This is a genomic window from Bacillus sp. B1-WWTP-T-0.5-Post-4 (assembly GCF_009183795.1).
Lineage (GTDB): Bacteria > Bacillota > Bacilli > Bacillales > Bacillaceae_G > Bacillus_A > Bacillus_A cereus.
This window is the reverse complement of sequence record NZ_WEIJ01000001.1, coordinates 417,996-435,795: the sequence shown is the minus strand read 5'-3', so window position 1 is coordinate 435,795 and position 17,800 is coordinate 417,996. Positions and strand designations below refer to the sequence as shown.

Below are 17,800 nucleotides of genomic sequence, written 5' to 3'. Positions count from 1 at the left end.
GTATGAAGAAAATAGTCTTTACAGGTGGCGGTTCGGCAGGACATGTAACACCTAATTTAGCCATTATCCCATATTTACAGGAAGACAACTGGGATATCTCTTATATTGGTTCTCACCAAGGTATTGAGAAAACGATTATAGAAAAGGAAGGCATTCCCTACTATAGTATTTCGAGTGGAAAGCTACGTCGTTATTTTGATTTAAAAAATATAAAAGATCCTTTTCTTGTAATGAAGGGGGTTATGGATGCGTATGTAAGAATTCGAAAACTAAAACCAGATGTGATTTTTTCAAAAGGCGGTTTCGTATCTGTACCAGTCGTAATTGGCGGATGGCTAAATAGAGTACCAGTTTTATTACATGAATCTGATATGACGCCAGGACTAGCAAACAAAATTGCGCTTCGTTTTGCTTCGAAAATATTTGTTACATTTGAAGAAGCTGCGAAACATTTACCGAAAGAAAAAGTAATTTATACAGGATCTCCTGTACGTGAAGAAGTACTAAAGGGAAATCGTGAAAAAGGTTTAGCATTTTTAGGCTTTTCACGTAAAAAGCCAGTTATTACAATCATGGGAGGAAGTTTGGGCGCAAAAAAAATTAATGAAACGGTTCGATCCGCGTTACCAGAACTTCTGAAAAAATATCAAATTGTTCACCTTTGCGGAAAAGGTAACCTTGATGAAAGTTTACAAAATAAAGAAGGATATAGACAATTTGAATATGTACATGGAGAACTGCCAGATATATTAGCGGTAACAGATTTTGTTATTTCACGCGCGGGCTCCAACGCAATTTTTGAATTTTTAACATTACAAAAGCCGATGGTTTTAATTCCATTATCGAAATTTGCAAGCCGTGGAGATCAAATATTAAATGCAGAGTCCTTTGAAAGACAAGGATATGCCTCCGTATTATATGAAGAAGATGTAAATATAAAATCTCTTATAAAGTATGTCGAAGAATTAAGTCAAAATAATGAGAAGTATAAAACAGCACTAAAAAAATATAATGGAAAAGAAGCAATTAAAACAATCATTCAAAATATTTCAGAGGCATGATGAAACAATCATGCCTCTTTTAGTAGGGTGAAAGATTCCAAGAATTGATATTTTTATGTTACAATAAAGTGAAACTTTAATCAGTTGGGTGCATCCCACATCTAACTTCTTTACTGTTACTGAATTTTGAGGAGGGAGTCTTACTGCCCTCAAATAGCGGGATAACAAATGGGTTAATAGGGAAATTCCAATTAATGAGGCGTGAAAATACGAATGGATTAGGAGTGACTGTGTTGGAGCTAAGTCTCTATGAAAATACTGCACTTATTATATGCTTTGTGTTGTACGTTGGTAGTGTTATTGTTTATATTTCAAGGAAATTTTCGCAAGAAAGAGAGCTTGAAAAGTCAGAGATAACAGCTGAACTAGAAATGTTAGCTGATGAAAGTTATAAAAAACAAAAAATAAAAGAAGACCATGAAGCATCCCATCATTTAAACGCAAATAAGTTTTAAAGATGGGGATTTTTTTTGAAGTTGTTCTTTATTGTAGCTATAACAAATAACGCTAAAAAGGAGTTTCCCCATACATAATGAAGGAGTGTATATAAATGAATTTTTATATCGCCTCAGGTTTCCAAAATAAACATCTTGTACGTTCCGTAGCAAATGAACTGAAACATGCAGGATGGCACCATACATATGATTGGACCAAAAATGAAAGAGCAGCGAATGAAGAACAATTAAGAGAAATTGGTCAGGCAGAACAAAATGCTGTAAAAGAAGCGGATGTATTTTTACTTATATTAGATGGCGGAAACGGGAGCCATACAGAGTTTGGAATGGCGATTGCACTAGAGAAAACGATATATGTATATCATGCAGGAAACCCGCTCCAAACAACGTTCTATCACTTGCCAGAAATAAATATTTTTGAAGGAGATGTAGCTGAGTTTGCATCTTATGTTATGAATCATGTGAAATAATAGTAACTACCTAAAAGGTTATAAAAGTGATCTTTTGGGTACAGTGATGATAAGAAACGTATATAAAGGAGTACATAATATGAAATTAGAAAATGGATGGGAAACGAGCTTTTTAGAAGTCGTACAAAATAGTGAATTTAAGAAAGAGGCACTTCTTAGTCAATTGCTTTGTCAGGATAGTGAAGAAGTAGAAGAGCTTGTGGATGATTACGGCTACGAAGAACTTGTTGAACGTGAACATGATGATGAGTTAGCTGAAATCTTAGGAGAAGAACTTTTTAGTGAGATGGAACGCCAAGTATTCTTATCTTCAAACCCAGAAGAAAAATTGATTTCATTCGTCAATGGATTAGGTTTTCATGTGTTAGATTGGATCGTTCTTCTTGAAACAGAATTTGGCATTGATAGTGCAAATTTTACATCAGATGCTGTGAAGGTGTTAGAAAAGCGTTTCAGACAGTTTCCATACATAGAGGACAAGACAATTTTTGATATGACATTTGGAGAATCGATGGATGTATTAGAATCTGTTACAGGATTACAACTAAAGGAAAAGATGAACGTATAATGAAAAAAGAACGTGATTGGATCACGTTCTTTTTTTACATAATAATAATTTTATCATCTAGTTTTGTCTGCCCGGTAAGAAGTGCGTTTAAATATTCCACTTTTCTTATACAAGCTTGTATATGTCTTTCAATCTCTTGTAACTCTGCTTGGTGATGCGTTTCAATTGGATGAATTTGTACGTTGAATTTTTCAAATTGACTACTATATGTTATTTCTGCATAGCCGCTCATAATATCGGTTTCGTTATGAAATAAAAATTGCTTCATTTTGTCACAGAATGATACATCCTGAAAGCCATATACTTTTAATGCTTCAATTACTTTTTTAATCATTTTTGTATTCATTTTTTAACCCTCTTTACGAAGTTCTACTTATATATTATAACATAAAAAATTACATAGAAAGCGCTTCCAAGTGTATTTTATTATAAACTTTACGTTTCAATCACAAAAATGAAACAAAGAAAAAATAATTGTAAAGAAGGAAGGACTCTTTTATTGTTTCGTCATATATATAGAGAAATAGTGCAATGAAAGGAAATTTTCCGAGGTGGAGATCGTATTTCCAATTTGAGCGCAGTAAAAGAGGTGAGAATTTTGAACTTTGATATTGTAGGACAAAAAGCATATATAAAAGATGGACCGCATCGGAACCGAATTGGAATTGTAAAGAAAAACGAGACAAAATTAGCATCGCAGTTTGCTATTGTAATTGGAGAACAAGTCATTGATGTAGAGCTAAAGGATATCGTGTTAGTTGGAGTAGACGTAGGACAATTTCATAAATGGTGCGAACAAAATGGTTATTTGTGAAAAGGACGGGCTGTGAGATAATGAAATATATTTGAGGAAAGAGGATATGTTATTGTATTCTCTTTTTCTATGTTTAAGGAGGCGAAAATGAAATATAAAGAACAGGAGTTTACGTTGGAGTTAAAAGAGAACATTCAATGTATGGAGAAGGAAATAGAGCGAATATCACTTAAACTGCATAAAGAGTATTCACGTTTATACATAGAAAACCACATGGAATTAGATATGGGATTTGCAAGGGAAAAAGAGAATCCCTTTGAGGTGGGTTATTATTCATCAGTTGCTATAGCTATATTAGATGAAGAAAAAGAGATGATTGGATTTCACAATATTCCAATTTGGAAATGTGAAAGAATCTTTTTAGGAATGCCAATTCAATCAAACATTTTGGGGAGTAAGAAAGTAGGGGAACTCGCTGATGAATCTTGTTATGAGATTGAGGAAGAGTTAAAAGAGCAACTAGAAGAATACTTGGAGTGATAATTCTCAAGATAAAATCTATAAAGAGGGAACGGAATAAAAAGACGCTGACAATTGTATGTTAGCGTCTTTTTTTCATTATGAAGCAATTTCACCAGTTTTTGTATCATCTTGATTGTACGTATCTTGATCTAATTCACCAAGCCATTTACTTGAAATAAGACCTGCTGTCATAGAACCACTTACGTTAAGAGCTGTACGCCCCATATCGATTAATGGCTCAACCGAGATAACTAGAGCAACAATACCGATTGGTAAGTTCATTGTAGATAGTACGATTAAAGCTGCGAATGTTGCACCGCCACCAACTCCAGCAACACCGAATGAGCTAATAGCAACGACAGCGATTAAAGTTAAAATAAATTGTGGTTGTAATGGATCAATTCCAACAGTTGGAGCGACCATCATTGCAAGCATTGCTGGATAAATACCTGCGCAACCGTTTTGTCCGATAGATACCCCAAATGAAGCTGCGAAGTTTGCAATTCCTTCGGAAATACCAAGCTTTTCTTTTTGCGCTTCAATATTTAATGGCATCGCACCAGCACTAGAGCGAGATGTGAATGCAAAAGTTAGTACAGGGAACACTTTTTTCAAATATTGAATTGGATTTAAACCAGACAATGCAATTAATAATAAGTGAATGATAAACATTACGATAAGTGCTACGTAAGAGGCTAACACGAAGTTACCAAGTTTTAAAATAGCATTTATATCGCTACCAGCAACTGTTTTTGCCATAAGAGCTAATACGCCGTATGGAGTAAGGCGTAAAATTAATGTTACCATACGCATTACGATTGCATATACAGCATCAAGCATTTTCTTAAATAGCTCTGCTTGTTCTGGATATTTTCGTTTTACACCTATAAAGGCAATGCCGATAAAGGCTGCAAATATTACGACAGAAATTGTTGATGTTGGACGAGCGCCTGTTAAATCAAGAAACGGATTTGTAGGTAATAGCTCTAATAATTTATCTGGAATTGTTGTCTTTTCAATAGAAGTAAATCTTTCTTCAACTAGTTTCAGACGAGCAGATTCTGCATCACCTTGTTGTAGGCCGGTTGCAGATACATCAAATCCTGCACTTGCAGCGATACCGACAGCTGCAGCGATTCCTGTAGTAAGAATTAAAATACCGATAATAAGGCCACTAATTTTACCAAGGTTTTTCGTTAACTGTAATTTTGTAAATGCTGAAATAATAGATACTAAAATAAGTGGCATAACGATCATTTGAAGTAATTTTACATAACCGTTACCGATTAAGCCAAACCAAGTATTTGATTCAATAATTACTTTAGAAGTTGGCTCATAAATAAATTGTAATATAAGACCGAATAAAATTCCGACTCCTAAAGCGGTAAATACACGTTTATTAAAAGATACATGCTTACGTTGCATATAATATAATACGCCAACTAAGATGAGCATGACTGCAACGTTAATTCCGACAAGCAGTGTATTCATGTTGATTCCCCCTAATTCCAATCTGTTATATAGAATATAAGGTAATAAAACCTATAAGTCAACTAGGAAATTCCGGAATTAAAAAAAAGATGGCAAAATGCCATCTTTTAATGTCCAGCCCCAGGCACAAGTAAGAATGTCGTGTAGTATGTAAATCCTATGAAGAAAACAGTTAAATATGCCCCAAATACGTATATATACATACGCTCTGTTAATTTTAAATAGCTTAAAAGTACGAAGAAACCTGTTTGTCCTAAAAATAGTAGTGCGGCCGGTTGCATATCCCCTACATAAAACATGACCGAGAAAATTCCAGTCCAAAAGCCGAGAACGCGAAACATGCGCTCCATGCCATCTCCCTCCTTTTCTAAAAAAAGTAAACCTCACCTCATTATAGTTTATTTTTCTTACTATTGTAAATATTCGTTCATATAAAAAGAAGCCAATTATTATTGGCTTCTTTTTATATGAAAAATTAAATTGTTAGTTTATAATTACAAGATTTACATCCATCTAATAGACTATCATTTCGAGTTAATTCCATGTTAGGGAATAGGATTTCAAAAATTCCTTTCATCATATCTCCGTGCATGTTACAAATTTCAGTTGGATGATGAACAGCAACTTCTTTAAATGGACAATTGTGTACATCATAGAAAATTTTTGTTCCATCTGCACTTAATTCAAATGCAGGTGATAAGCCAGCTGTTGAGAAAGCTTCTTTTGCAATTTGAACTTTTTGTTCCACTGTTAAAGCATCTTCACTCACATTTAAACGTTGCATATGTTGTTGCATTAATTCAGCTCCGAATTGTTTTCCCGTTTCGTATAGCGCTTTCTCACCAGCAGCGCCAAGGCTAAGTAAAGAATTAAATGCGATTCTTGCTAACAATTGATAATCACGGAATGGAAATTGTAATTGGATAACATCTTCAGATAAGACATACAATCTGCTCGGTCGTCCGCCTTTTCCAGTTTTCTTCGTTTCCGATTTTAGCATATGAACATCTTCTAATTTAGATAAATGTAAACGCGCTACGTTTGGATGAATGTCAAACTCATCTGCAATTTCTTGTACCGTTACGTAACTATGTTTTTGCGAAATATATTTATAAATGTAATAACGAGTTGGGTCAGATAATACACCTGTAATTTTTAAAGCTTGTTCCATGAGGATCTCCACCTTTATCACTTTATCCAAGATAATAACATTATAATACAGATAAACATGAGTATAGGTAATTTCAGACAATAATTCGGAAATTGTTCATAATTTCACAAACATATTTTTCCTTTTTCCTCTATTGAAAATACAAAAGTCCAAATTTTTATTGCGCATGTTTTCATGCTATATACATAGTGAGGAGGGAAAAGTGATGAATGGGATTGAAATTTTTGCGAATGCAATTTTAAAAGAAGCGTGTAGGGTACAAGCGTCAGATTTACATATTGTGCCCCGGCAGAAGGATGTAGCGGTGCAACTACGTATAGGAAAAGATTTAATGACGATACAGTGTATTGAAAAGGAGTTTGGAGAAAAACTTGTCTCACATTTCAAATTTTTAGCATCTATGGACATAGGCGAGAAACGGAAGCCACAGAATGGTTCGTTGTATTTGCAAATTGATGGACAAGAAGTGTATTTACGCCTTTCCACACTTCCAACAGTATATCAAGAAAGTCTTGTTATTCGTCTTCATTTACAAGCATCTGTTCAGCCCTTATCACATCTTTCGTTATTTCCAAGTACGGCAGCAAAACTACTCTCGTTTTTACGCTATTCACAGGGGCTACTTGTGTTTACTGGACCGACTGGATCTGGGAAGACGACGACAATGTATGCATTATTAGAGGTAATTAGAAAAAAGAAAACACGTCGCATCATTACACTTGAAGATCCGGTTGAAAAAAGAAGTGACGATGTATTACAAATTCAAATAAATGAAAAAGCGGGTCTCACATATGAAACAGGATTAAAGGCTATTTTACGTCATGATCCAGATATTATTTTAGTCGGTGAAATCCGTGATGAAGAAACAGCAAAAATAGCTATAAGAGCAAGTTTGACAGGACATTTAGTAATGACAACGCTGCATACGAATGATGCGAAAGGAGCAATCATTCGTTTCATAGATTATGGTATAACGAGGCAAGAGATTGAACAGTCTTTATTGGCTGTAGCTGCACAGCGACTTGTCGAATTGAAGTGTCCGTTTTGCAGAGGAAAGTGCTCAACTTTATGTAAATCAATGAGGCAAGTAAGGCAGGCTAGCATTTATGAGCTACTATATGGATATGAGTTAAAACAAGCGCTTAAAGAAGCTGATGGAGAATGTGTTACTTACAAACATGAGACTTTAGAATCATCAATACGAAAAGGATATGCTTTAGGTTTTTTAGAAGAAGATGTTTATGTTTAAGAAAACTTGGAGTTTAAGTGATCAAGTAGTATTGTTGAAACGTTTAGGAGAATTATTAGAAAAAGGCTACTCTCTTTTACAAGCATTAGAATTTTTACAGTTTCAATTACCTGTAGAAAAGAAAGTACAATTGCAGCGCATGATTGAGGAGTTAAAAGATGGGAAAAGTCTACACGATTCTTTTCATCAGTTAAAGTTTCATCAGGACATGTTAAGTTATTTATTTTATGCCGAGCAACATGGTGATATTTCTTTTGCTTTGCAACAAGGAAGTGCACTTCTTTATAAGAAAGATAAGTATAGGAGAGACATGATGAAAATAATGCAGTATCCTATGTTTTTGATGTTTTTTCTACTAATCATGCTCTTTATTTTTAAACTCATTTTATTACCTCAGGTTGAAATAGTTTATAGTTCGTTCGGTTCTAATACACCACTACTTACAGAAAAAATTTTAAGTGCAATAAAACTGCTACCTTACATTATTTTAGTCGCTATTTTAACTGTTATTATTGGAGGTATTTTATACATGTTGTATTTTAGGAAACTTCCACATATTAGACAGGTAAAAATTATGCTTCGTATTCCCCTCATCAAAACATTTCTTATTTTAAAGCATTCACATTATTTTGCTACTCAGTTGAGTGGTTTATTAAATGGTGGACTATCAGTATGTGAAGCTTTAACAATAATGATGGAGCAAAGATATCATCCGTTCTTTAAATATGAAGCGAGCCGGATTGAAAGACAATTAATTGGAGGAGAACAGTTACAATCTATCATTGCTAAAAGTGGGTATTACGAGAAAGAACTTTCTTATGTTATTACGCATGGACAAGCAAACGGCAATTTAGGGATTGAATTAGGTGACTATAGCGATCTTATTATGGAAAAGATGGAACGGAAAATTAAACATATGTTAGTTATCATTCAGCCTATTTTATTTACATGTATTGGAGGAATCGTTGTCCTTATGTATTTAGCGATGATTATGCCGATGTTTCAAATGATGAATTCTATTTAGGGGGCATTTGTATGCAGAATGAGGAAGGATTTACTCTGTTAGAGATGCTATTAGTGATGGTTGTCATAACTATATTATTACTATTAATTATTCCGAATGTAGTTACACAGCGCTCATCGGTCCAAGGAAAAGGGTGTGCAGCTTACGTGAAAGCTATAGAAGCGCAAATACAAGTATATCAATTACAACATAATAAAATTCCATCGTTAAAAGAACTGACAGATGAAAAGTATATTACAACTGATAAGTGCCCGAATGGCGAATCTATTCATATTTCAGATGATGGCGCAGTATCAATTAGGGCATTGTGAAACAACAGGGGTTTACTTTTTTAGAAATGTTACTCGTTTTATTTGCTATTTCTGTATTAAGTATAGTTACGTATTTTAGCGTGCATTCCTTATACGAGCGACAAAAAGTTGAACAATTTTTGAGGCAGTTTTCAAATGATATTTTGTATATGCAGCAATTAGCGATAAACCGTCAAAAGCACTATACATTACGTTGGCATAAAGATAGAAATATGTATGCTATAAAAGAGTCAGGTACAAAGTATTATATCGTCAAGCGAGAGTATGAAGAAGATATACAAATTGATTTGCATACGTTTCCAAATCCGATGACATATAATCCAAGTGGAAATATTAATAGAGGTGGTACGATTATAATTTCGTATAGAAATTATAAATATGAAATTGTATTTCAGCTTGGAAGAGGGAGATTTACGTATCGTGAAATGTCAAAAAGGATCCATAATGGCTGAAATGATTGTATCGTTAAGTGTTTTAATGATGGCTGTATCTTTACTACTACCGCAAACAGTATTAGTTATGCAAGAAAGAAAAAATATACAAATTCGTTATAAGGCATCTGGATTATTAAAAAAAGAAGCAGCTATATATATGTATGGAAATGAAGAAAAGCGAATAATAGAAAAGAATATAAATGGAATTGTGTATTACACATATTGGGGAGGCAATGAAGTTTGTACCATGTGGAGAGATGTGAAAGACAGAATGATGGAACAATGCTTTTATGTAGGAGAAAAAATAAATTAGAATTTGGTTTTTCATTAATAGAAATGATTGTATGTCTGTTTCTATTATCAATATTTTTTTTGCTCCTTCCCCGCCTACATTTCATTGAAATGGGAAATAAACAGTCAAAAGGATTAAATGATTGGGAGTGGGATGTGTATTTAGGGCAAATGCAATTGGAGTTTCGTGAAGTATCATCTGGAGAACAGCTAGCATTTGAAAATGGAGAAAGTATTTTACGATTCCGATCGCGTAATGGGAGTGAAGTATCGTATGAAAAAGAGAATAGTCGTCTTATAAGAAAGGTAAATAGGCGCGGGAGGGAAGTTGTTTTACAAAATATTGGAACAGTTTCTTACAAACTAACACCTCATGTACTCATTATAAATGTAAAAGATACTAGTGGGAAAATATATGAAGGTGTAGTTATGCGATATAGCGAAATAGGAATAAACGTATGAGAAAGCAAAATGGATTTACAATGCCTGGAACTATTATCTTTCTTATTTTATTAACTTCTTTTTTTATATACGAAACAAATATGTTGTTTACAGATAAAAATTTTTATATAGAAATAGAACAAAAGTTTTTATTGGATGAATTACTTAACCGATCTATTACAGATATAAAAAAAGATTTACAGCAAAAAGAAAAAGAAGGTACATTTTTCTTTCAGTATGAAAAGGGAGAAGCGAGTGGAAATTATGTCTTTGAAAATGATTTAATTCTCGTTACGTTGCAGTGCACACTCAAACAGGAAGCTTTCTATACGGTGAGTTTTCGGTATAGAAAAAAGGATGGAAAAATAGTGGATTGGATAGAAGGATAATATGTGAAATATATGGAGATAAACCAGGATTTTCTATTGTAAATTGAATTGATTTTTTAGAAGAAATGGATAAATATAATGATTAAAAGTTTAAATTTTCTCAAAAAAGAGAAAGGTAGAAAGAATATGATATATTCATGCTATCCAATCATTATTTTTAGGGAGAATAGGGAAATGACAAACAACAATCAAATAGGTGAAAATAAGGAACAAACTATTTTTGATCATAAAGGAAATACGATTATGACAGAAGATAGAGAAATACACATTATTTCAAAATTCGAAGAACCTCTTATTGTCGTATTAGCAAATGTACTAAGTGATGAAGAGTGTGGTGAATTGATTGAAATGTCTAAAAATAAAATGGAGCGTTCTAAAATTGGTTCATCACGTGATGTAAATGATATTCGAACAAGTAGCGGTGCATTTTTGGAAGACAATGAACTTACTTCAAAGATTGAAAAACGAATTTCATCTATCATGAATGTTCCTGCGTCGCATGGTGAAGGATTACACATTTTAAATTATGAAGTGGATCAACAATATAAAGCCCACTATGATTATTTTGCGGAACATAGTAGATCAGCTGCTAATAATCGTATTAGTACGCTTGTAATGTATTTAAATGATGTAGAAGAAGGCGGAGAAACGTACTTCCCGAAATTAAATCTTTCTGTACACCCTAGAAAGGGAATGGCAGTATACTTTGAGTATTTTTATCAAGATCAATCAATAAATGAGCTTACGTTACACGGAGGGGCACCTGTAACGAAAGGTGAGAAATGGATTGCAACGCAGTGGGTGAGAAGAGGTACTTATAAGTAAAAGCGAGTGTTACGTTTTGTTCTTCATAGTATAAGAACAAAACGTTTTTTTATTAAACAAAGTAGCATCTTTCGTTATAATAACAATTAATAAATGACGATTGAGAGGACAGAAAATGAAATCTATATACATAACCGGCTACATGGGAGCAGGGAAAACAACAATTGGAAAAGCGTTAAGTAAAGAACTTCATATGGATGTTATCGATACAGACCAAAAAATTGAAGAGAAGCAGGAGAAGGCAATTCGTGATATTTTTGCTGAAGAAGGCGAAATGGCTTTTCGGGAATATGAAAGTGAAATGTTACGTGCGCTACCAGTCCATAATGTCATTATTACAACTGGTGGGGGAATTATTGAACGAGCGGAAAATCGCAAGTGGATGAAAGAGAACGGAACTGTCGTGTATTTATATTGCGATCCGCATGTAATTGCAGAAAGGCTTCGTGAAGATACGACACGTCCACTATTTCAAAAGAAAGATATAGATGCATTTGTAAAGAAATTTGAATCACGCCGAGCTTATTATGAAGAGGCTCACATTCATATCGATACGACAAATAAGTCTGTAAAGCAAATTATGAATGAATTAAAGGAAAAGATTAATGTGTAAAAAAGTGGACATACTAATCAAGTAGAGGTGATGATAATATGTCTACTAATGATTATGTTCGCTTTGTGACGCAGCAGTTTGTGTCGTATATGGATGCTCCAAAAGAAGATCGAAAACAAAAGAAAGAACAACGCCGTGCTGAAAAAGAGCCATTTATGAATAAGTGGTTTGGTGTTATGCCGCTGAGTGCTGCTTTGTTTTACCGAAATGTAAAAAGTAAAAGAAAAAAATCAAGTTGAATTTTAGTCATATGTTTAGCAAACCAAAAATTCCCTAGTGTCGTATTACACTAGGGAATTTTTATTTACTGCACGGATTCTTGTTCTTCCGTAACGGCATGTATTTTATTGTTCACCCATACAAATCCTATTCCGATACAAATAGAAATGCCCCAGCCTACAGCGGTCATAATCGCTCTCATTTCACCATAGCCATCTACACCAAAAACAGAGATGAAATAAATTTTTAAGAAGCTTTTTAATATGAATTGTAGACCAAAAAAGAGCGTTAAATATTGCAATGCTGGATAGATACGACTATCACGATACAGTTCACGACTTTTATCACGGTCATGCCCTTGCAGCGCTGCAATATCCGCAGCGAAATATAACATGAGTGGTTTTTTTATGAAAATTGTACAGATGACGATAATACCGAGTACGATGTGATAATATGCATCATTCCACAACATTCGTTCAGCTGACCCAGATAATAAATCTACCGTTGTATTAGAAATGAGTGTAATTAAAATAAAGAACCCTGTCACGTTAAACTGTTTTTCTTTTTTAAAGGTATACAGTGTATAAATAATCCCCGGAACAGAGGAAAGTAACATCGCGTAATAAGGATCGATATAAGGTTTTGCAAATTTCCAAATGAGGAATGGGATTACGAGATAAAAGACAAGATCTAATATAGCTTTTTTATTTTGATTCATACAAAGCCTCCTTAAGTCATACATATATTTTATAATATAATTTCTGAAAATTGTATAAGGGTTTAATGGGAAAAGAAAAAATATATCAATTTTCGAGGGGTTAGTAGATTGAAAAAAATTGCCCCTAGCGTAGTAAGTTTTTTTAGTATATAATAAAGGAAACGCTTTCATTTTTAATTTGTTCACAAAATGGACGGAAAATCACATATTTACTATCGATATGTTGCTTTATAATGAAACTAATTAAATATACATGCATACAATATTGTGAAATAAATAACATAAATAATCTATATAAATGTAAACGTTATCAAAAGAGAGAGGTGGAGACAATGAGTAAATTTTTCTTCAATCATAATCCAGCAACAGTAGAGGATGGAAGGCTTGTTAAATATGCTGAAATTATTTATGGAGAAGGTGGCCGTTCTGTATTAGAAAATTTAATGGTGAAGGCATCTATCAGATTGCGTGATCGTTATCCGAATAAATCTGACGAGCAGATCTCGAACCTAGTAAATAAAGGCATCCATGATATGTTTCAAAAATATGTGAGCGAGTAAGAGTGGCCAATGGCTGCTCTTATTTTTTTGTATAAGGATTGTCACTCTAGCTGAAAATAAACATGTATTCTGAAAAACGTAAAAAGGAGTGGGAAAGATGAGCAATGGAATTGGACGTTCGAAAGAAAATCTTCCAACTGATGCAAATCATGTGAGCGCGAAGGATCGTGCGTATCAAAAACGCATGGCAAAGCAAAAACAACAAGAGCGTAATGAGGATAGAGAGTAACTCGAAATAAAGCTCCTTCTAAAGCAGAAGGAGCTTTATTTTGATAGAAAATGATTCGCGGTAACATAAAAGAGTCCACCGTTAATAATTTGCACTGTAATACGTGGTTCATACTGTTCTTGCAGAGCTTGTTTTTCAATTTCATAGCTCTCAGGAAGTTCGTCACTTTCTTCATAAAAACGGTTTAAAAGGTCTAAATCATGATTCCAACGCACTCTTGCTTCTTTTGCCCACGTATGGTCATCTTCTGCAATTATATTTTTTAAAGCGTCTTCTATGCGTTGTAAACCACTTTGAGGTTTAATGATGGGCGAGAGCGTAAAACAAAAATCAGGTATTTTTGGTGTAAGTTTAATGTTTGTTAATGTTTCATGAAAGTTTGCCATCATTGTTCCAGAAATGAGATGAATACCAATCGAGTGAAGGATGTCTTTTTTTCGATCACATTGATAGGAAACTTTTATATTAATACCGAGCCAAGGGTGGAGCGGTGTATGTGTTGCTCCATTATGTCTTACACCCTCATATAAACGTATGTATGAGCCTAATTCTTTTGTCGTTTGGAAAATTTGATGTAGACGTGGTGAACCGTAGTGAATAAGCTCACCATCATTTTCTTCATTTTCTGGATTTGTAATAAGAGTAAGGCGCATCGGATTCGGTACGCCTCCTGTTTTCTCAAGATAGTGCCAATAAAAAGGGCGATTCATTAATAATTTATCCATCTCAATTGTTAACTGTACATCTAATAAATGAGGAGAACGTTCTAAAATTTCACAGTTATTCGCCTCAAAGAAATTGTATAAGTAATTATGAATTTCATGTTGCTGCATAGCCCTGCACCTCAGCTTCATTTCGTTTCGCAAAGTCGATAATAGATGTTAAGTTTTCCATCTTAATTCTAATTTCACCTTCGCTTTTTGATTGCGCGAAAATTTCTTGAATGTGCGCGTCGATGTTTTTCATATTAATTCTCGTTAAAATTTCATCGAGTTCACCGATAACACGCTCGAATAAGTTGATTTTTTCATATAACAGTTTCAGAATATGTTCTTCAACAGTATGCTTTGTAGCTAAGTTATAAATATGAACATCATTCTTTTGACCGAGACGGTGAATACGCCCGATTCTTTGTTCAAGACGCATTGGATTCCATGGCAAATCATAATTGATCATATGGCTACAAAACTGTAAGTTAATCCCTTCACCACCAGCTTCAGTTGCAATTAATACTTGTGCGTGGTTTTGGAAAAGCTCCTTCATCCAATCTTTCTTCCCGCGTTTAAACCCGCCGCGGAATGGAACGGAAGAAATACCGTGTTGTTGTAAAAACCATTGTAAGTACATTTGTGACGCTCGATATTCTGTGAAGATAACGACTTTATCGTCAATTTCTTTTATAAGCTCAAGAGCTTTATTTGCTTTTGAGTTGAAAGGAATATGATTAATTTTGTCCATTAGCACATCGATATGTGGATCTTTTATATAATGTTCGTTTTCTTTCTGTCTTTTTTCTACATGCTTTTTCAATGAATAGTAAACAGCCTCACGACTACTACATGCTTCCCGTTTTAAAGTTAACGATGAGAAAGCAGATGTGAAGGCGTCTTGTCCTCGCCAATTTTCGATATCATTATATAGAGCTTGTTCTTGTTCATTAAACTCAACAAAAATTGTACGTACATGTCTCTTCGGCCAATCGATACCGGTATTATGTCGTCTATTTCGCACCATTACTTTATTAATGAGAGCTTTTAAGTCTTCATCTGATTCGGCTGAGCGATTTTTGGAAGCGTAATATTCTTCAAAGTTGGATTGATTGCCTAAATGTCCTGGTTTTAATAAAGAAACAAGGTTAAAAATTTCATCAATCTTATTTTGAACAGGAGTAGCGGTTAGTAATAAACAAAATTTCTTTTTTAATCGCTGTGCAAATTCATAGTTTTTTGTTTTATTATTTTTAAGTTTATGTGCTTCATCGATAATAATAAGGTCATATTCTAAGTTCAAAACGATATCACGATGCGGTGAACGTTTTGCAGTATCAATTGAGGAGACAATCACATCGGCTTGTTCCCATGAATAGCTTTTCTTTTGGGCTACAGCTGGAATGAAAAACTTTGTATTCAGTTCGTATGCCCATTGTGATACGAGAGAAGCTGGGACAAGTATAAGTACCTTTTTCACGAGCCCGCGGACCATGTATTCTTTCAAAATAAGTCCAGCTTCGATTGTTTTTCCAAGGCCTACTTCATCTGCTAGAATCGCTTTACCGTTCATTTGTTCAATCACATTTTGAGCGACTTCTAATTGATGCGGAAGCGGTGTGAAATGGGATAAATGTTTCGGTGCTTGTAGTCCATCAAAAGTAGGAACAAGTAACGATTTTTCTGTTTCATAAGCTAAGTGATATAAATCCCAGTTTGTCCAAGGACCATCTTCGTCAATTCTATTTAAAAAATTGTTTTGCCATGTCCGATCTACGGAAATATCGACATTCATTACAACTCTCCCACCTTTTATAAACTAAAGTAATTATTTTTTAATGTATGATGATTTGCCTTAAAAGAAGGCATAATTATCGTTATTAAAGGCTATATGATAGACAATAATAAAGTATTAAATCTCAAAAGCTGTATTTATTGTGTTTTAACATAAAAAATTCTAAATTATTTTTTATGCTAGAATATTGATGAAATATAGCGAATGATGTTAGGATAATGGTGTGAAATGTGTGGAATCTTTCGTATTTTATCCAAGAAAGTGATTTTTTATTTACGCTTTCATAAAAAAATATAATGAGATTCCGTATATCCTATCTTTTCAGAATGAAAATGTTTAGAAAAGGGAAGCAACTTTTATTGATTTGTCAAAGCATAAGGGGGAGAGAGCATGATTACATTACAACGTACACCGTTATTTGATGTATACGCGAAGTATGGTGGGAAAACAATCGACTTCGGTGGTTGGGAATTACCAGTTCAATTTTCAAGCATTAAAGAAGAACACGAAGCTGTACGTACAGCTGCAGGTTTGTTCGATGTGTCTCATATGGGAGAAGTTGAAGTAAAAGGTGTAGATAGTTTAGCATTTTTACAACGTGTTGTTACAAATGACGTATCTACCTTAAAGGTAGGGGGCGCACAATATACAGCTATGTGCTATGAAAATGGTGGTACAGTAGATGATTTATTAATCTACAAACGTGGTGAAGAAGACTATTTATTAGTAATCAATGCATCAAATATCGAGAAAGATTACGAATGGTTAGCAAGTCATGTAATTGGCGATACGACAGTAGTCAATGTTTCTAGTGAAGTTGCACAGCTTGCAATTCAAGGACCAAAAGCAGAAGGCATTTTACAAAAAGTTGTGTCAGAAGATTTGAAAGAAATTAAGTTCTTTAAATTTAAAAACGATATTCTTGTAGACGGAATTCCAGCACTTGTATCTCGTACAGGTTACACAGGTGAAGATGGATTCGAAATTTACTGTAAGAGTGAAGATGCTGCAAAACTTTGGGAGAAACTTCTTGAAGTTGGGGCAGAAGAGGGCTTAAAAGCATGTGGTTTAGGTGCTCGTGATACACTTCGATTCGAAGCAACATTACCACTTTATGGACAAGAATTATCAAAAGATATTACACCGATTGAGGCTGGAATTGGCTTTGCGGTAAAAACAAATAAAGAAGCAGACTTCTTTGGAAAAGCAACGTTAAAAGAGCAAAAAGAAAACGGTGCGCCTCGTAAATTAGTCGGCATCGAAGTAATCGAACGTGGAATTCCTCGTACGCATTACCCTGTATTTATTGGTGAAGAAAAAATTGGGGAAGTAACGAGTGGTACACAATCTCCAACGTTAAAGAAAAGCATTGGTTTAGCACTAATTGATGTAAAATACGCAGCAGTTGATACAGAAGTAGAAATTGAAATTCGTAATAAACGCGTCAAAGCAGTAGTTGTTCCAACACCATTTTACAAACGTTCAAAGTAACGGGGAGAGGGG

27 protein-coding genes are annotated in these 17,800 nt (G+C 34.1%); 19 read left to right on the top strand and 8 right to left on the bottom strand.

Translation table 11 applies throughout. From position 1 onward, the window contains the following. The first annotated feature begins 2 nt into the window (after window positions 1-2). From murG to GBN91_RS02430, 4 genes are all read left to right on the top strand, one after another. The gene (gene murG, locus GBN91_RS02445) at window positions 3-1,061 is read left to right on the top strand and encodes an undecaprenyldiphospho-muramoylpentapeptide beta-N-acetylglucosaminyltransferase (RefSeq protein ID WP_152121231.1); all 1,059 of its coding nucleotides are present in this window, start codon (window positions 3-5) and stop codon (window positions 1,059-1,061) included. Between the two features lie 194 nt (window positions 1,062-1,255). Further along, a complete protein-coding gene (locus GBN91_RS02440) occupies window positions 1,256-1,516 on the top strand; it encodes a DUF3966 domain-containing protein (protein ID WP_001250699.1) in 261 nt (86 codons plus the stop codon). A 95-nt stretch (window positions 1,517-1,611) separates the two neighbouring features. Then, window positions 1,612-1,986, top strand: coding sequence for a nucleoside 2-deoxyribosyltransferase (locus GBN91_RS02435; RefSeq protein ID WP_001012345.1), 375 nt, complete (start codon window positions 1,612-1,614; stop codon window positions 1,984-1,986). 79 nt (window positions 1,987-2,065) lie between these two features. Then, window positions 2,066-2,554, top strand: a complete 489-nt coding sequence (locus tag GBN91_RS02430) for a hypothetical protein (protein ID WP_000764267.1) — start codon at window positions 2,066-2,068, stop codon at window positions 2,552-2,554. A 34-nt stretch (window positions 2,555-2,588) separates the two neighbouring features. Here the strand turns inward: GBN91_RS02430 and GBN91_RS02425 are convergent, their stop codons facing one another. After that, on the bottom strand, window positions 2,589-2,900 hold the full coding sequence (locus GBN91_RS02425) for a hypothetical protein (protein WP_152121230.1): 312 nt from the start codon (window positions 2,898-2,900) through the stop codon (window positions 2,589-2,591). A gap of 252 nt (window positions 2,901-3,152) precedes the next feature. Between GBN91_RS02425 and GBN91_RS02420 the strand changes: the two genes are divergently transcribed. Both GBN91_RS02420 and GBN91_RS02415 read left to right on the top strand, forming a co-directional pair. Further along, window positions 3,153-3,368: a DUF3912 family protein gene (locus GBN91_RS02420; protein WP_001008327.1), complete on the top strand. Its 216-nt coding sequence runs from the start codon at window positions 3,153-3,155 to the stop codon at window positions 3,366-3,368. A gap of 87 nt (window positions 3,369-3,455) precedes the next feature. Beyond that, window positions 3,456-3,848 (top strand): hypothetical protein, encoded by a 393-nt coding sequence (locus GBN91_RS02415; protein WP_000875399.1) that lies wholly within the window; start codon window positions 3,456-3,458, stop codon window positions 3,846-3,848. Window positions 3,849-3,926: 78 nt separating this feature from the next. Here GBN91_RS02415 and GBN91_RS02410 read toward each other — a convergent pair whose 3' ends face one another. The 3 genes from GBN91_RS02410 to GBN91_RS02400 all read right to left on the bottom strand — a co-directional run bounded on the left by GBN91_RS02410 (window position 3,927) and on the right by GBN91_RS02400 (window position 6,492). Next, window positions 3,927-5,321, bottom strand: coding sequence for an L-cystine transporter (locus GBN91_RS02410; RefSeq protein ID WP_001094344.1), 1,395 nt, complete (start codon window positions 5,319-5,321; stop codon window positions 3,927-3,929). Between the two features lie 107 nt (window positions 5,322-5,428). Further along, window positions 5,429-5,671 carry a DUF2626 domain-containing protein gene (locus tag GBN91_RS02405; protein ID WP_000440716.1) on the bottom strand — a complete coding sequence of 81 codons (243 nt, stop codon included), beginning with the start codon at window positions 5,669-5,671 and terminating at the stop codon, window positions 5,429-5,431. A gap of 125 nt (window positions 5,672-5,796) precedes the next feature. Beyond that, the gene (locus tag GBN91_RS02400; RefSeq protein WP_000434125.1) at window positions 5,797-6,492 is read right to left on the bottom strand and encodes a helix-turn-helix transcriptional regulator; all 696 of its coding nucleotides are present in this window, start codon (window positions 6,490-6,492) and stop codon (window positions 5,797-5,799) included. Window positions 6,493-6,697: 205 nt separating this feature from the next. Between GBN91_RS02400 and comGA the strand changes: the two genes are divergently transcribed. The 10 genes from comGA (at window position 6,698) to GBN91_RS02350 (ending at window position 12,308) form a co-directional block, all read left to right on the top strand. Then, window positions 6,698-7,741, top strand: a complete 1,044-nt coding sequence (gene comGA / locus GBN91_RS02395) for a competence type IV pilus ATPase ComGA (RefSeq protein WP_001013167.1) — start codon at window positions 6,698-6,700, stop codon at window positions 7,739-7,741. Continuing rightward, window positions 7,728-8,765, top strand: coding sequence for a competence type IV pilus assembly protein ComGB (gene comGB / locus GBN91_RS02390; protein WP_016123380.1), 1,038 nt, complete (start codon window positions 7,728-7,730; stop codon window positions 8,763-8,765). The genes comGA and comGB overlap by 14 nt, the downstream gene beginning before the upstream one ends. 11 nt (window positions 8,766-8,776) lie before the next feature. Next, the gene (comGC, locus tag GBN91_RS02385; protein ID WP_001178684.1) at window positions 8,777-9,076 is read left to right on the top strand and encodes a competence type IV pilus major pilin ComGC; all 300 of its coding nucleotides are present in this window, start codon (window positions 8,777-8,779) and stop codon (window positions 9,074-9,076) included. Next, a complete protein-coding gene (comGD, locus tag GBN91_RS02380) occupies window positions 9,073-9,528 on the top strand; it encodes a competence type IV pilus minor pilin ComGD (RefSeq protein WP_000813141.1) in 456 nt (151 codons plus the stop codon). Before comGC ends, comGD begins: the two co-directional genes overlap by 4 nt. Beyond that, on the top strand, window positions 9,521-9,823 hold the full coding sequence (locus GBN91_RS02375; protein ID WP_000829464.1) for a hypothetical protein: 303 nt from the start codon (window positions 9,521-9,523) through the stop codon (window positions 9,821-9,823). The genes comGD and GBN91_RS02375 overlap by 8 nt, the downstream gene beginning before the upstream one ends. Then, window positions 9,793-10,263 (top strand): competence type IV pilus minor pilin ComGF, encoded by a 471-nt coding sequence (gene comGF / locus GBN91_RS02370; RefSeq protein WP_033692316.1) that lies wholly within the window; start codon window positions 9,793-9,795, stop codon window positions 10,261-10,263. Before GBN91_RS02375 ends, comGF begins: the two co-directional genes overlap by 31 nt. Beyond that, a complete protein-coding gene (comGG, locus tag GBN91_RS02365) occupies window positions 10,260-10,631 on the top strand; it encodes a competence type IV pilus minor pilin ComGG (protein WP_001231318.1) in 372 nt (123 codons plus the stop codon). Before comGF ends, comGG begins: the two co-directional genes overlap by 4 nt. A 174-nt stretch (window positions 10,632-10,805) precedes the next feature. Further along, window positions 10,806-11,456, top strand: coding sequence for a 2OG-Fe(II) oxygenase (locus GBN91_RS02360; RefSeq protein WP_000183867.1), 651 nt, complete (start codon window positions 10,806-10,808; stop codon window positions 11,454-11,456). 115 nt (window positions 11,457-11,571) lie between these two features. Beyond that, window positions 11,572-12,069: a shikimate kinase AroK gene (aroK, locus tag GBN91_RS02355; protein ID WP_000836624.1), complete on the top strand. Its 498-nt coding sequence runs from the start codon at window positions 11,572-11,574 to the stop codon at window positions 12,067-12,069. A gap of 38 nt (window positions 12,070-12,107) precedes the next feature. Continuing rightward, window positions 12,108-12,308: a YqzE family protein gene (locus GBN91_RS02350; RefSeq protein ID WP_000106083.1), complete on the top strand. Its 201-nt coding sequence runs from the start codon at window positions 12,108-12,110 to the stop codon at window positions 12,306-12,308. 65 nt (window positions 12,309-12,373) lie between these two features. Here the strand turns inward: GBN91_RS02350 and GBN91_RS02345 are convergent, their stop codons facing one another. Together GBN91_RS02345 and GBN91_RS02340 are read right to left on the bottom strand one after the other, a co-directional pair. Beyond that, on the bottom strand, window positions 12,374-13,006 hold the full coding sequence (locus tag GBN91_RS02345; protein WP_001073111.1) for a VC0807 family protein: 633 nt from the start codon (window positions 13,004-13,006) through the stop codon (window positions 12,374-12,376). A gap of 142 nt (window positions 13,007-13,148) precedes the next feature. After that, window positions 13,149-13,265: a hypothetical protein gene (locus GBN91_RS02340; protein WP_001987222.1), complete on the bottom strand. Its 117-nt coding sequence runs from the start codon at window positions 13,263-13,265 to the stop codon at window positions 13,149-13,151. Between the two features lie 73 nt (window positions 13,266-13,338). Between GBN91_RS02340 and GBN91_RS02335 the strand changes: the two genes are divergently transcribed. Together GBN91_RS02335 and GBN91_RS29400 are read left to right on the top strand one after the other, a co-directional pair. Next, the gene (locus tag GBN91_RS02335; protein WP_000032702.1) at window positions 13,339-13,566 is read left to right on the top strand and encodes a hypothetical protein; all 228 of its coding nucleotides are present in this window, start codon (window positions 13,339-13,341) and stop codon (window positions 13,564-13,566) included. Window positions 13,567-13,663: 97 nt separating this feature from the next. Then, window positions 13,664-13,795 (top strand): hypothetical protein, encoded by a 132-nt coding sequence (locus GBN91_RS29400; RefSeq protein ID WP_000064668.1) that lies wholly within the window; start codon window positions 13,664-13,666, stop codon window positions 13,793-13,795. A gap of 35 nt (window positions 13,796-13,830) precedes the next feature. On the opposite strand, the gene GBN91_RS02330 is transcribed toward GBN91_RS29400, so the two are convergent. After that, the gene (locus GBN91_RS02330; RefSeq protein WP_152121229.1) at window positions 13,831-14,628 is read right to left on the bottom strand and encodes a YqhG family protein; all 798 of its coding nucleotides are present in this window, start codon (window positions 14,626-14,628) and stop codon (window positions 13,831-13,833) included. Beyond that, window positions 14,615-16,297, bottom strand: a complete 1,683-nt coding sequence (locus GBN91_RS02325) for a DEAD/DEAH box helicase (RefSeq protein ID WP_001100037.1) — start codon at window positions 16,295-16,297, stop codon at window positions 14,615-14,617. The genes GBN91_RS02330 and GBN91_RS02325 overlap by 14 nt, the downstream gene beginning before the upstream one ends. Window positions 16,298-16,687: 390 nt before the next feature. Between GBN91_RS02325 and gcvT the strand changes: the two genes are divergently transcribed. Then, on the top strand, window positions 16,688-17,788 hold the full coding sequence (gene gcvT, locus GBN91_RS02320) for a glycine cleavage system aminomethyltransferase GcvT (RefSeq protein WP_000631777.1): 1,101 nt from the start codon (window positions 16,688-16,690) through the stop codon (window positions 17,786-17,788). Window positions 17,789-17,800: the final 12 nt, after the last annotated feature.

What these genes read in the sequence shown, in the direction of transcription:
- murG (WP_152121231.1), top strand. Translation starts at nt 3, where the DNA reads ATGAAGAAAATAGTCTTTACAGGTGGCGGTTCGGCAGGACATGTAACA.
- GBN91_RS02440 (WP_001250699.1), top strand. Translation starts at nt 1,256, where the DNA reads ATGAGGCGTGAAAATACGAATGGATTAGGAGTGACTGTGTTGGAGCTA.
- GBN91_RS02435 (WP_001012345.1), top strand. Translation starts at nt 1,612, where the DNA reads ATGAATTTTTATATCGCCTCAGGTTTCCAAAATAAACATCTTGTACGT.
- GBN91_RS02430 (WP_000764267.1), top strand. Translation starts at nt 2,066, where the DNA reads ATGAAATTAGAAAATGGATGGGAAACGAGCTTTTTAGAAGTCGTACAA.
- GBN91_RS02425 (WP_152121230.1), bottom strand. Translation starts at nt 2,900, where the DNA reads ATGAATACAAAAATGATTAAAAAAGTAATTGAAGCATTAAAAGTATAT.
- GBN91_RS02415 (WP_000875399.1), top strand. Translation starts at nt 3,456, where the DNA reads ATGAAATATAAAGAACAGGAGTTTACGTTGGAGTTAAAAGAGAACATT.
- GBN91_RS02410 (WP_001094344.1), bottom strand. Translation starts at nt 5,321, where the DNA reads ATGAATACACTGCTTGTCGGAATTAACGTTGCAGTCATGCTCATCTTA.
- GBN91_RS02405 (WP_000440716.1), bottom strand. Translation starts at nt 5,671, where the DNA reads ATGGAGCGCATGTTTCGCGTTCTCGGCTTTTGGACTGGAATTTTCTCG.
- GBN91_RS02400 (WP_000434125.1), bottom strand. Translation starts at nt 6,492, where the DNA reads ATGGAACAAGCTTTAAAAATTACAGGTGTATTATCTGACCCAACTCGT.
- comGA (WP_001013167.1), top strand. Translation starts at nt 6,698, where the DNA reads ATGAATGGGATTGAAATTTTTGCGAATGCAATTTTAAAAGAAGCGTGT.
- comGB (WP_016123380.1), top strand. Translation starts at nt 7,728, where the DNA reads ATGTTTATGTTTAAGAAAACTTGGAGTTTAAGTGATCAAGTAGTATTG.
- comGC (WP_001178684.1), top strand. Translation starts at nt 8,777, where the DNA reads ATGCAGAATGAGGAAGGATTTACTCTGTTAGAGATGCTATTAGTGATG.
- GBN91_RS02375 (WP_000829464.1), top strand. Translation starts at nt 9,521, where the DNA reads ATGGCTGAAATGATTGTATCGTTAAGTGTTTTAATGATGGCTGTATCT.
- comGF (WP_033692316.1), top strand. Translation starts at nt 9,793, where the DNA reads ATGCTTTTATGTAGGAGAAAAAATAAATTAGAATTTGGTTTTTCATTA.
- comGG (WP_001231318.1), top strand. Translation starts at nt 10,260, where the DNA reads ATGAGAAAGCAAAATGGATTTACAATGCCTGGAACTATTATCTTTCTT.
- GBN91_RS02360 (WP_000183867.1), top strand. Translation starts at nt 10,806, where the DNA reads ATGACAAACAACAATCAAATAGGTGAAAATAAGGAACAAACTATTTTT.
- aroK (WP_000836624.1), top strand. Translation starts at nt 11,572, where the DNA reads ATGAAATCTATATACATAACCGGCTACATGGGAGCAGGGAAAACAACA.
- GBN91_RS02350 (WP_000106083.1), top strand. Translation starts at nt 12,108, where the DNA reads ATGTCTACTAATGATTATGTTCGCTTTGTGACGCAGCAGTTTGTGTCG.
- GBN91_RS02345 (WP_001073111.1), bottom strand. Translation starts at nt 13,006, where the DNA reads ATGAATCAAAATAAAAAAGCTATATTAGATCTTGTCTTTTATCTCGTA.
- GBN91_RS02340 (WP_001987222.1), bottom strand. Translation starts at nt 13,265, where the DNA reads ATGCATGTATATTTAATTAGTTTCATTATAAAGCAACATATCGATAGT.
- GBN91_RS02335 (WP_000032702.1), top strand. Translation starts at nt 13,339, where the DNA reads ATGAGTAAATTTTTCTTCAATCATAATCCAGCAACAGTAGAGGATGGA.
- GBN91_RS29400 (WP_000064668.1), top strand. Translation starts at nt 13,664, where the DNA reads ATGAGCAATGGAATTGGACGTTCGAAAGAAAATCTTCCAACTGATGCA.
- GBN91_RS02330 (WP_152121229.1), bottom strand. Translation starts at nt 14,628, where the DNA reads ATGCAGCAACATGAAATTCATAATTACTTATACAATTTCTTTGAGGCG.
- GBN91_RS02325 (WP_001100037.1), bottom strand. Translation starts at nt 16,297, where the DNA reads ATGAATGTCGATATTTCCGTAGATCGGACATGGCAAAACAATTTTTTA.
- gcvT (WP_000631777.1), top strand. Translation starts at nt 16,688, where the DNA reads ATGATTACATTACAACGTACACCGTTATTTGATGTATACGCGAAGTAT.